Below are 13,792 nucleotides of genomic sequence, written 5' to 3' on the forward strand. Positions count from 1 at the left end.
TACTTTCTTTGCGGATGCCTTTTTGGCGGAGCCGAACGGCGAGCCTGTCCGTGTACTGATCAAGCTCGGCGTACGTCAGCATACCGCCCGGAAAACGGAGCGCCGGACGATGCGGCGAAAGCTCGGCACGGCGGGCAAACAGTCCGTGAAGCGTCGGAGCCGGCGGTTCAACTGTTTCTGTACGGTTAAACGCATCTAGCATATTTCTGGCTTCACACGCATCAAGCAATGCGATCTCGGAGGCGCAAATTTCAGGATCGGAGATGACTGATTTCATCATATGCCGTAAAAATGTTTCGATATTCTTCATAAAAACGCTGTCGTATATACCGGTATCAAAGTTTAAGCGGATATAAAGAGAATTTCCCGGAATCACCTTTATGCTGCATCCGTAGTTTGTGACTTCCTCCATCGTGAAATCCTCTACCGCAAAATCAAATGAACCGGTCTGACTCACATTTTCAATTTCACGCTGGGCCGGCACATTTTCAAACACGATAATGTGGTCAAACAGCGCTTGCTTCAAAGGGCTTTGCGCCTGAATGTCATACAGCGGATAATAGCTGTACGCTTCTGCTTGCAGCGTCTCCTGCTGCAAATGCCTGACGAGCTCCAGAAAAGAAGATGAACCGCTTTTCACCCGCACGGGAATCGTATTGATAAACAGTCCTACCATTTTTTCCACGCCTGCGAGATCCGACGGCCGGCCGGAAACGACAGAACCGAAAACGGCGTCATCACAGCGGCTGACACGCTGCAGCAACAGGCCCCACAGTGCCTGGAACACTGTATTCAGCGTTGCTCCCGCCCTTGCCGCAATGTTCTTCAGCTCATTTGTCTGCTCTTCAGAAATGGTGAAAACCGCCTGCTCAAGTTCGCCATTTGGTTCCGCGGATTTTTTCGGAAGAGACGCCGATTGCTCAAGATCGGCAAGTCTCGTTTTCCAAAAAATCTCGGCTTCTTTACGATCCTGCTTCATGAGCCATTTAATATACTTCCCATATGGCTGAACAGGCTCGAGAGACGGGAGCCGGCCGTCTCCGAGAGAATGATAGATCATCAGAAATTCCTTCATGACAATCCCGAAGCACCAGCCGTCCATGACGATATGATGATGGCTCCAGATACAAACATAGCGTTCAGGCGCTTTTTTCAAAATGGAGACTCTCATGAGAGGGTCTGATTGCAAATCAAAGCCTTTATCTTTATCTTCTTTTCTGAACCGGTCGGCATATTTGTCTTGTGCCTTCTCGTCCAAATGAGAAATATCATGAAACTGAACGCGGCTCGGTCTGTTTTTCAACACGACTTGGCGGGGCTTCGCCACATTCTTATGAATAAATGTCGTACGGAAAATATCGTATCGTTCAAAAACAGCATCTATACTTTTTTGGAATCGTTCCCGGTCAAGCTGTCCGTTGATCGTAAACACCGCTTGTTCGAAGTAGGCTCTTGAGTCATGATCCAACAGAGAATGAAAAAGCATGCCCTCCTGCATAAAAGATAAAGGATATATATCTTGTATTTCCGGTTGCTGCCCCATTGCGCCACTCCTTTTCTATAGTTTGTTGACGGCTCCCATAATGTCACTCAGATCTTCCAGCGTTAACTCCTCGTCACTGAAATCAGCGGCGCTCCATTCACGCTCCTCTTTGCCTGTGCAATGCGTGATGATCTGCTTGAGAAAGGCATGAAAATGTCCCGTCAAAACTTCAATCGTTTCTTTTTGATACTGAAAACGGTTGTACACGACATGCATGCTGAGACATTCCGACGATACGGAGCCGCTGATATCAAGTGTGTACGGACGTTCCCAGTCCGGGCTGACTTCATTTCCCGCTTTTACGGGAGAAACACCGAAGCCGCTGGAACGGATTTCCCGGTCAAACTGCCCCAGATAGTTAAAACTGATTTCAGGAGCATCGGATTCAGTCTCTTCCCAGAGTTTGCTTATATACTTCAGCACCCCGTATCCCGCTCCTTTATGCGGAATGCGGCGCATCATGTCTTTTGTCCGCTTAATGTGATAACCGAGACGCTCGCCGTCATCAGTCTGATCTTGAAAACTTGCGTCAACCAATACCGGATAAATTGACGTAAACCAGCCGATGGTTCTGCTGATATCAAGATGCTCCAGGTGCTCTTCCCTTCCGTGGCCTTCCATGCTGATTTTGAATGTCTCGTTTCCGGTCCATCTGTTCAGCGCAAGGCTTAACGCGGCAAGCAATAATTCACCCGTCTCTGTTGTGTATGCTCTGTTCGCTTCCGTTAACAGCTGCTCAGTCTCCTGTTTTGTCAATGTAACGATCATCACATCTGTATCTTTCAGAAGATTGGAAGAGATGCGGGCATCTTTCGGAAGCGGTTTGACCGCCGCTTTTTCTCTTTCGGACCAGTAGTCTGCTTCCTGTAACAGCCGGCGGCTTTTTGCATAATCAGAGATTTGCTTCGCGTAAGTCTGATAGGAATCGGTTTTTGCCGGAAGCGCGGTTTCTTTTCCTTCGAGCGCCTGCCTGTAGCATGCGGTGAGATCTTCAAATAAAATCCGCCATGACACCCCGTCAATGACAAGGTGATGAATGGAAAGCAGCAGATGATCGCCATCATTAGCGTGAAATAATCCGACAGCTACGAGCGGACCCGTCTCCAGCCGAATGGAAGTTTGAATAAGGGCGGCCGCCTGTTCAATTGCGGCGTGCTCCTCTTGTAATGACCCTTTCCCTCTCACGTCATGCGTTTCAAACGTAAAGAGTTCTTCTTCAGAAAGGTTTTCCGCTCTGTTGTATTGAGTCACCGATCCGTTTTGCGTGCCGCATACCATCCGTAATGCGTCATGATGAACCGCGAGCTGTGCCAGCGCTTTTCTCATAGCAGATTCATTGATTCTGTCCGCACTGCGGAGCATAACCGACTGATTAAAATGATCATGCGGCAATGATTGCGACAAGAACCAGTGCTGGATCGGCGTCAGCGGCACGTCTCCCGTGACGGGAGCCTGATCAATCACGCGGCGGACTTTCCGGAGCCGCATCGATACTTCTCCCAGTGTCTGATGCTCGAACAGCTCGCGGACGGTCGTTTCATAGCCCTGCTGTTTCAGCCTCGCACATACTTGCAGCGCTTTAATCGAATCCCCGCCGAGATGGAAGAAGTGAGCATTGGGGCCGAGTCCTTCAACACCTAAGAGTTCTTCCCAGATGTCAGCCATCATTTCTTCAGTTTCATTTCTCAGGCTGATATCATCTCCAAGGCTATCATTTAATTCAGGCTGCGGGAGCGCCTTCTCGTCCAGCTTCCCATTCGCCGTCAAAGGCAGTTCATCAAGCTCTATCAAGCGGGCGGGAATCATATATTCCGGCAGAAAAGCTCTGAGAGAGGCCTGAATCTCTGCTTCTTTTATCTTTTCGTTTCCGTGTAAGACCGCGTATGCGTAAATGGAGTGCTGACCATGCTGATCAGCACGTGTGATCACGGCTGCCTCTTTCACGGAGGAAAGCTCTTGCAGCGCTGATTTAATTTCTCCCAGCTCAATTCTGTGGCCTCTGACTTTTACTTGCGCATCTTTTCGCCCGACATATTCCAGCTCGCCATTTGTGAGCCTTTTTGCGATATCACCCGTCCGGTAGAGCCGCATGCCGGAAACATGCGGATTCGTGATGAAACGGGAGGCGGTTAAATCATCCCTGTTTACATATCCCCTCGCGACACCTTCCCCGCCGATATAAAGCTCACCGGGAATTCCGATCGGCTGCGGATTCATATAGATATCCATGACAAAAGCATGGAGGGTTTCCAGCGGTCTGCCGATATTGCTTTTGTTTCTCTCAATATCATCCATATTCAGTTTTTTGCATGTGACGTGAACCGTGGTTTCCGTAATACCGTACATATTAACAAGCTCCGTCTCCGGGTACTTCTCTTTCCAGCTTTTCAGCATGCCGGGCTGAAGCGCCTCTCCGCCGAAAATGACATATCGAAGCTGTAGCCTGTCCGTATGCCCGGCCTCTTCATGAATGAGTCCGGAAAAAGCCGTCGGTGTTTGGTTCAGCACCGTTACGCCTTCACTTTGCAGCAGCTGCCGGTACAAATGCGGATCACGGGCAGTTTCTTTCGGCACGATAACTACCTTTGCGCCGTATAAGAGCGCGCCGAATATTTCCCATACAGAAAAATCAAAGCAATAGGAGTGGAACAGCGTCCAGACGTCTCCAGAGCCGAAATCAAACGGCAGTCCTTTATGTGTGATAAGGCTGATGACATTGCGGTGTTCCGTCATAACGCCTTTCGGTTTTCCGGTTGTGCCCGATGTGTAAATCACGTAAGCCGGCTGTTCAGGCGTTATCATTTCTTTCGTTCTGTCTGCTGAAACGGATTCAGGCTTATCGATGTATAAAACCGGCAAACCATCTATACCGGATATCCCAAGACCCGATTGCGTCAACAGAACACGCGCGCCGCTGTCAGTCAGCATAAATGAAATCCGCTCGTCCGGATAGTCAGGATCAATCGGCAGATAAGCTCCTCCCGCTTTTAAAATACCGAGAATCCCAATCAGCATATCCGGAGATCGTTCGGTCATAATTCCGACAATCTGTCCGGAGCGGATGCCGTTTTCCGACAGCATATCGGCGATTCGATCCGCCTTTTCATTGAGCTCGCGGTAGGTGAGACGCTCATCAGACATGACGGCTGCAATTTGATCCGGCATTTTTTCCGCCTGTGCTTCAAATAAACTGACGATCGTTTCATGCCTCGGATACTCCGCCGTTTGATTTCCCGCTTGAAGAAGCATCTGCCGCTCGTTTGTGTCCAGCAAATGAATGTCAGACAGCTTCCGCTCATCATCCGATGCGATTTGTCCTAAAAGCTCTTTAAAATGACCGGCCCACCGTTCGATCGTATCTTTTTCAAACAACGCGGTACTGTATTCAAAATGAAAATCCAGTGAGCCATCCGGCCGTTCCTCGACATGAAGCGTCAAGTCGAATTTTGAAATGTCATGCTTCACTGAATGTGAAGAAACAACTAAGCCCGGAAGGTTTACTTCGAAATCATCACTGTTTTGCAAAACGAGCATGGCATCAAACAGCGGATTGCGATTGACTTCCCGGTGTGTATCAAGCTTTTGGGCAAGTTCTTCAAACGGGAAGTCCTGATGTTCGGCCGCGCCGAGGGCGAGCATTTTCACCTCTTCTAAATAAGCGCGGAATGTCTTATCCCCTTTCGGCCTGCTTCTCATTGCCACGGTATTTACAAACATGCCGATGACCCCGGCAAGCTCAGCGCGGCTTCTGCCGGCCGCAGGTGAACCGACGACAATGTCTTCCTGCCCGCTCAATTTAGAAAGGAACAAGGAGTAGCTTGCCAAAAGAATCATATACAGCGTCGAACCTGTCTCATCCATGAGCCGGCGCAAATTCTCCGCCGATTCCTTTTGAAGGCGCGTTCGAACAACGGACCCGCTGAAATCAGGAAGCTGAGGGCGCTTTTTATCGAGCGGCAGATCAAGTACGGGAATGTTTTCCCCGATCGTCTCCAGCCAATAACGCTCATGTCTTTTGAATTCTTCAGCGGCAAACCGCTCATGCTGCCAGACGGAAAAATCTTTGTACTGGAGTTTTAACGGCCGCAACTCCTTTCCTCTGTATAAATCCGTCAATTCTCGAATCAGAACGCTCATTGACACACCGTCTGCGATAAGATGATGCATATCAAGCAGCAGAAAATGACGTTCTTCAGTGACTTTGGCTAAAGTCACTCTCAAAAGCGGCGCTTTTTCCACGTCAAATGGTTTGACGAAAGTTTCCATCACCTCTTGAAGAAGGTTCCCGGATGGCATATGAATCTCTGTGAGGTCAAAATCGACATGTGAATGTATGTGCTGCATCGGCTCCCCGTCTCGTAAAACAAATGAAGTGCGTAACGCTTCATGCCTTTGTAACAGCGCTGAAAAGGCTTCGTGCAGCCGATCCCGGTTGAGTCTGCCGCTCAGTTCCAGACAAGCGGGCATATGATAGCCCGTACTGTCCGCTGCAAGCTGATGAAGGGCATAGAGCCTTTTTTGCGCAAAAGATAGCGGGTACAAGTCCTTTGCCACAGCAGGCGTGATTTCTGCATATTCTCCTCTTTTCCTCTGTTCAAGGCAGCGGGCCATGCTCTCGATGGTCGGATGTTCAAAAACATGGCGGACGGCAAGTTCAATTTGGAGCCGTTTATGTATGTTTGAAACAAGCGACGCGGCTTTCAGCGACTGTCCGCCGATTTGGAAGAAATCATCTCTCATACTGATGTGTTCCCGTTTCAGCACTTCTTGCCAAATAGACAGCAGCTCGGTCTCAAGCATTGTGCGCGGAGCTTGATAATCACCGGTTCTCTCAGCTTCTTTCGGCTCAGGAAGTGCGGCCCGATCAAGTTTTCCGCTCACAGACAGCGGCATCTCCGTTAATTTGGTAAAGCTTCCCGGTATCATATAAGCAGGTAATCTCCCGGCCAATTCAGCGTGCGGTTTAAATGTCACACCCGCATTTTCCAGTACGACATAAGCTGCAAGCTCCTGTTCCCCGTCCGCCATTTTGCGCACGGTGACTGCCGCCTCTTTTACCCCGGACAGACTTCTGAGTGCCGTTTCGATTTCTCCCAATTCAATTCTGTAACCTCTAATCTTCACCTGATCGTCAAAGCGTCCCATATATTCAATCGTTCCGTCCGGTAAAAATCGGGCTGCATCTCCCGTTCTGTACAGCCGTTCACCTTCACAAAACGGATGAGGGGTAAAGACTTTGTCCGTCAGCTCTTTTTGCTGAAAATATCCGTCCGCCAGACCTTTTCCGGAAATACACAGTTCACCGACGGCTCCGACCGGCTGCAGCCGATCTCCGTGCATCATATAGACAGAAGTGTTGGCAATCGGGCGCCCGATCGTAATCCGGCTGCTTTTTTGCAGGTTGCGCAGAATCGTCGTGGCCACACTGTTTTCCGTCGGGCCGTATTCATTCAGCAGCTCGGCATTCGGGCATATGTTGCGGCTCGCTTCCACGATATCAGGAGTGGCCGCTTCCCCGGCAAATGTCACTGCCCGAAGCGTCTGCGCATCCTTTTTCGTCAGCGAATCAAGCAGAACGCGATACAGAGACGGAACGATCAGAAGATGGCTCACTCCGTGGCGGGTGATTTTCTGTTTTATTGAAAGGACGTCTTTCGCATCATCTTCATCAGTTAACAGTACACAGGCGCCCGACAGGAGCGGAGTGAACAGACTCGTTAATGACCCGTCAAATACGTATGAAAAAAGATGAAGAGCTACGTCCCCTTCTGTCATCCCGTATTCTTCACGCCGCCATTGCAATGTATTGCTGATCGCTTTGTGTTGTACAAGCACCCCTTTCGGCCGGCCTGTCGTTCCGGAGGTGTAAATGACATACGCCCAATTTCCGCTGTCAGATACCGGCGGAAGCGGTGCAGTCTGCTGGGAAACCGTTTCCTCCATGATGACGACACTGCCCTTGAAATCCGGCGGAATGAGGGGGAGCAGGTCTTTTTCAGTCACGAGCAGTGAGGCTTCACTGTCTCTCAGTAAAAATGAAATCCGTTCAGGCGGAAATTCCGCATCAATCGGCATATAGGCGCTGCCCGACTTCCAAATTCCGAGCAGAGCGGCAACCGTACTCATTGATCGGCGCAGCATAACAGCGGTGATCTGATCGGGGCGTGCGCCTTTTTCCCTTAAGGCATGCGCAATCTGATTCGCCCGCTGATTTAATTTCTTGTAGCTCCAGCTTACCCCGTTATATCTCAACGCCTCTTGGTCAGGCGTTTTTGCCGCCTGTTCTTCAAACAGCCCATGAACGGTTGTCTCAGGGTACGGACGGTTCGTTTCGTTAAACGAATGAATCAGGGCTTCTTCCTCCGGAGGCACGAGACTGATGCTTGATAAAAGCCTGTCCGGATCTTCCGTTACACAGGAGATGACCTCCAGAATATGCCCTTTGATCCGTTTCATGTCTTCCCGATCGTAGATGCCCGCATTGTAGCTGAATTTCACATAAAACTCTTCTCCCGGAACGATGACGACGTTAAGATCGTAATTGGTTTCCTCCGCCATCGAAAAGTTTTCAAGTGAGAGCGCACTGCTTTCCGTTTGCTGCCAGCCGTTTACCGCAGTCTGCATCTGAACCGGATAATTCTCAAAAACCAGGATGTGGTTCAAGAGATCTTGTTGCAGGCCGCTCTCGTTTTGGATGTCATAAAGCGGATAATAGCTGTGCTCTTCCGCAGCGAGTGACTCTTTTTGCACCTTTTTGAGAAGAGAAGAAAAAGTCATATCCCCAGCCGCGCGCACCCTTACCGGCACGGTATTGATAAACAGTCCGGCCATGGATTCGATGCCGGCGATAGCTGACGGCCTGCCGGAAACAACTGAACCGAATACCGCATCTTCAGTGCCGTTGTAACGGTGGAGAAGCAGTCCCCAAATGCTCGTAAATAAAGTATTCAGCGTGACCCCGGTGCTTCGGGCAATGTCTGCCAGCTTTTGCACGGTTTCAGACTCAAGGGAAAATTGAAAATGCTCAGATGCATAACCGTTTTGCGCCGGCTTATTCTTCGTTTGCGGAACGGAAACGACTTCTCCGTAATCTTCCAAGCAGCGCGACCAGAACGCTGACGTTTCTTCTTTATTCCGGCTTCGGAGCCATTTGATATAAGAACTGTAAGGAGCCGGACTGCCGAGGTTTACAGGCCGCCCGTTTCGGATCGCATAATACATGCTGAAGAAATCTTTCAGCACAATGCCCAAGCTCCAGCCGTCCATCATAATGTGATGGTGAGTCCAAACGCATGTATGGCGGTTTTCTCCCGTTTGAAAAAGAGTCAGGCGCATTAAGGGGCCTTTTTGCAGATCAAAGCCCTTATGCCGGTCGGTTTCCTTGAATTCCTTAATGATGCTTTGCTGCCGTTCTTCCGAATAGTCTGAAATGTTCTCAGTCTGTACGGCTGTGTCACGGCGTGAAAGGACAACCTGCTGCGGCCCTTCAAGGTCAGGCACTTCTTTTATGAAAATCGTTCTGAAAATATCATAACGGCTGACAAGCATATCCAGACTTTTTTGGAATGTATCAATGCATAAATCCCCGCTGACTGTAAACGAAATCTGCTCGACATATGCGTTTGATCCGGAATCCAGAAGCGAATGAAACAGCATGCCTTCCTGCATATATGATAAAGGGTAAATATCTTGAATTTCTGTCGCTTGTGTCACGAATGCCACACACCTTTTTATGAAATTAAAGTCCTTTTACGAGATCTTCAATGCTTGATAGTGCTTGAGCGGTCAATTCTGTATGGCTGTAATCCGTTAATGTTTTTTCCCGCTCTTTCTTGCCGGAACAATGGGCGATGATGTCCTCGAGGTGAGTATGGAAACGATTCATGAAGAACTCGATTGCCCCCGGTGCAAATACATCGGTATAAACGGCTTTTACCTCCAGTTGCCCGGCCGCCACCATCGCGTTAATATCCAGATCAAATTCGCGGATGCGCCCGGCCGCTATATCATGCTGCGGCTTGAACGGTGACATCTTCAGTGTCCCTTCAAGACCGTCAAACGCACCGAGATAGTTAAAGCTTATTTCTGGGTCTTTATAAAGAATGTTTCGCGAATATCTCAGCAGCCCGTAGCCGGTTCCGTGATGAGGAACCCGTCTCATCATGTCTTTTACCGTCTTTATGCGGTGAGCGGTTTTTTCGCCTGAGCCTCCCGGCACTCTCATATCCAAAAGCACCGGGTAAACAGATGTAAACCATCCTGCCGTTCTTGACATATCAATGTCAGGCATATGCCCCTGGCGCCCGTGCCCCTCAGTGCTGATAAGGATCTGTTCAGAACCCGTCCACTCATGAAGCGCCATTCCAAGCGCCGTTAAAAGCAATTCATGAACATCCGTTCCGTATGCCTGCTGTGTTTCCAACAGCAGCTGTTTCGTGACTTCGCTGCTTAATATCCACGATGCAGTGCGCGCGTTTTCCTGCAATCGTCCGGCGTTTTCATCAGTTATTTTCGGCAGCGGCGCTGTTTCACTAGACATCACGCTGTCCCAGTATGCGGCTTCCTCCAGCAATGCTTTGCTTTTGGAAATGTCAAAAAGTTCTTCAGCGTATTTGATATAAGAATCGCTTTTCGGCGGCAGTTCGATTTGTTTGCCGTCCAATGCCTGCTGATAAGCTGTCTGCAGATCTTCAAGCAATATCCTCCATGACACGCCGTCCACGATAAGATGATGAATCGTTATAAGAAGATGGTCGGCTTCCTTCTGACGGAACACTCCGAGATGAAGCAGAGGCCCCTGATCAAGACGCATAGCCTGCTGTATTTCTTTTTCCTCAGCGGCTATCCGTTTTTCGGGCTGCGTTTCTTCTGAAATATCTATGACGTTAAGCGTAAATATTTCTTCATACTGCTTTGTGATTCCGCGATTATATTGAACCGTTTCCCCATGCTCATTTTCAGTGAAAGTCATTCGCAGCGCATCATGATGTTCTGTCAGCGCGCAAACCGCCTGATACAGCGCATCTATTTCGAGGCTGTCTTCACTGCACAGCATGACCGCTTGGTTATAATGAAGCTCAAACGCACCCGGCTCCTCAAAAAATCTCTGCTGGATCGGTGTCAGCGGAGCGCTTCCTTCTATCGGCCCCTGATCAGCAGTTGCAACAGCCGGCGTGAGGTGCTTCGCGAGTTCTGCAATCGTCGGGAACTGAAACAAATCGCGGATCGACATGTTCCAGCCTTCTCCGGCGAGTCGGGCTGACACTTGAAGCGCCTTAATGGAATCTCCCCCAAGCTCAAAGAAAGAGTGATGGATTCCCGCTTTCTGAATATGAAGCACATCTTCCCAAATCCGGCATAACATCGCCTGTTTTTCATCGCCGGGCGCGACAAATGCCTGGGATGAATGTATCTCTTCTGCCGGCAGTGCCGATTTATCAAGTTTGCCGTTCAGTGTCAGGGGCATGCTGTCTAAACCGATAATATGAGACGGCATCATATAAGCCGGGAGCTCCTGCATAAGAGACTGGCGAAGTGATGAGATATCGGCCTCTTTAGGAACGATGTATGCCGCTAATCGGGCTTGTCCTTCGGCATCTTTCATCACGGTAACAGCCGCTTCTTTGACTTGATCGTGTTTCAAAAGCACACTTTCTATTTCTCCCGTCTCAATTCTGTATCCTCTGATCTTCACCTGCTTATCGATCCGCCCTTTAAAACGAAGAGTACCATCCGGCAGCCAGCAAGCCTGATCTCCGGTTCTGTAAAGCGTTTCTCCCGTTTGTAACGGGTCACTGAATGCGCCCTCTGTCAGCTCAGGCTGTCCCCAATATCCTTTGGCGACGCCGGCCCCTCCGATATACAGCTCTCCGAAAACGCCGATCGGCTGGACCTGTTTGTCTTTGTTTAAGACGTACATTTGTACATTCGGAAGCGGAACACCGATCGGCACATCATCTTCCCGCGGCTTTTCGCTCATTTCGGCTTCATAATACGAAGAATCAATTGTCGCTTCTGTTACACCGTAGCTGTTAATGATCCGCATTTCTTTTCCGAAGCGTTCATGAAGCGTATAAAAATCCTGCGACTTGATCATATCTGAACCCAGTACCAGTATTTTTACACTTTGCAGCGCGAGCTTCCGGCGATATATATATTCCATAAACGGAACAATCAGCGCGGGTGTCGACTCCATAAACGTGATACGGTACTGATCAATGAGCCGATAAAGCTGTTGCGGCTCAAGCCGGACGTCATCCGGACAAATGACAAGCGTTCCCCCGTTTAGCAGGGCGCGTGCAAGATCTCCTGAAAATACATCAAATGAGAAACTCGCCATCTGCAGCACTCTGACCGGTATAAGATCAAGCTCATAAATCCTGCGCCATGCAAGTGCTGCATGCGTAAAGCTGCGATTTCTGACTTCGACTCCCTTCGGCGTTCCCGTTGTTCCCGAAGTATATATGATATATGCAGTATCATCCGGAGACGCTGCCGGCTGAATATTCTTTGCACAAATATCGTATTGATCTTCATGATCGAGCTGAATGAGAAATAAATTGTTATCCGTCAGCTGTGAAGCAAGTTCTTTGTATTCTGACTGCACCATCAAGACGGATGCCGCGCTGTCTTTTAATAAATAGCGAATCCGTTCCTCGGGATAATGGGAGTCAACCGGTATATACGCCCCTCCCGATTTCATGACGGCAAGAACACTGACGATCGCTTCAATCGAACGGTTTGCCAATATAGCTGCTCTTTTTCCCGGACCGAATCCATTTTTGTGTAATGTTCGCGCAAGCCGATTTGCCCGCTCGTTAAGCTGCGAATAGCTGATCTGTTGTGTTCCTTCAATAACAGCGGTCTGATGAGGCGTTTCTTCTGCTTTCTCTTCAAACAACTGGTGAAACAGTTTGTGTTTTTCCATGAATTCGGTTTGTGTGTTATTAAACTCAATCAGTAACTTTTGTTTTTCTTCTTCATTCAAAATGTCAGTTTTCGATAGTGTGACTTCCGGTTCGGCGGCAACATGGCGCAAGAGATTCAGTAAGTGACCCATCCAGCGTTCAATCGTTTCTTTCATAAAAAGCTCGGTGCTGAATTCCATTTCAAAGCGGATGTTTCCATCGGATTCAGCCGCTGATAAGGTCAGGTCAAAACTTGATACATCATGTTCGGTATGCTCTGATCGTGACGCCTTCAGACCGGCCAGATTTATCTCCTCTCGCTCCATATTCTGAAGAATAAACATCGCATCAAACAGCGGATTTCGGCTCATGTCCCGCTGCACGCCGAGCCGTTCCACAAGCTCTTCAAACGGATAGTCTTGATGCTCATACGCCTCAAGCGCCGCCTGGCGGACTTCCGCCAAATAATCGGTGAACCGTTTGTCTCCTTTCGGCTCCGTTCTGATGGCCAGCGTGTTGACGAACATGCCGAGAATCGGTTCAAGGTCTTTGTGCGGACGCCCGGCAATCGGCGAGCCGACGATGATGTCTTCCTGCCCGCTTAATCTCGCGAGTAACGTATTGTACGCGGCGAGAAGCACCATATACAAAGTGGAGCCGTGATCCCGGGCGATGCGGTGAAGGCCGGATGACATTTCAGCGTCAAGCGTGCACGATACGCTGCCGCCCGCAAAGCTTCTGACCGCCGGACGGGGCTTGTCAGCCGGAAGTTCAAGCACCGGAAGTTCTCCTTCAAGCCGCTTCAGCCAATAGGCTTCCTGCTTCTGGTATCCTTCTTTCTCCTGAAACGACCGCTGCCAGACGGCATAGTCTTTATATTGAAGGCGCATCGGCGTAAGCGAACGGCCTGCGTACAGCTCGCCGAATTCTTTTATCAAGGTGTTGACGGACACACCGTCAGAAATAATATGATGCATATCCGTTAATAAAAGATGGTGTTCGTCGGATTCTTTCACGAGGGCCGCACGGAAGAGCGGCGCTTCCTCCAGACAAAACGGCCGGACGAATGCGTCAGCTGACTCGGCCTCATCGAGCTGAAACGGTACGCTGTCATGGATGCGCTGCACCGGTTCGCCGTCAGGCCCCGTTTCAAAGGACGTTCTGAGCGACTCATGCCGCTCCACAAGCTGCCGGAACGTCTCCTCCAGCCGGCTGCGGTCAAGCGGGCCCGTCAGTTCCAGCACAGCCGGCATATTGTAGCCGACACCGCCGTCTTCAAGCTGTTGGAGCACATACATCCGTTTCTGCGCCGAAGACACCGGGTAGGTGTCCTGTTTTTGCG

General features: G+C 49.7%; 3 protein-coding genes. All 3 read right to left on the reverse strand.

The window, feature by feature from the left end:
* Nucleotides 1-1,543 (reverse strand): condensation domain-containing protein (locus BXO87_RS00005; protein WP_239692952.1); only part of this gene is annotated, 1,543 nt, incomplete at its 3' end.
* A gap of 15 nt (nt 1,544-1,558) precedes the next feature.
* A complete protein-coding gene (locus BXO87_RS00010; RefSeq protein WP_076851066.1) occupies nt 1,559-9,256 on the reverse strand; it encodes a non-ribosomal peptide synthetase in 7,698 nt (2,565 codons plus the stop codon).
* Between the two features lie 25 nt (nt 9,257-9,281).
* On the reverse strand, nt 9,282-13,792 hold a 4,511-nt coding region (locus BXO87_RS00015), incomplete at its 5' end, for a non-ribosomal peptide synthetase (protein WP_139337705.1).

Origin of the sequence: Bacillus sp. GZB (genome assembly GCF_001975995.1) — a bacterium.
GTDB lineage: Bacteria > Bacillota > Bacilli > Bacillales > Bacillaceae > Bacillus > Bacillus velezensis.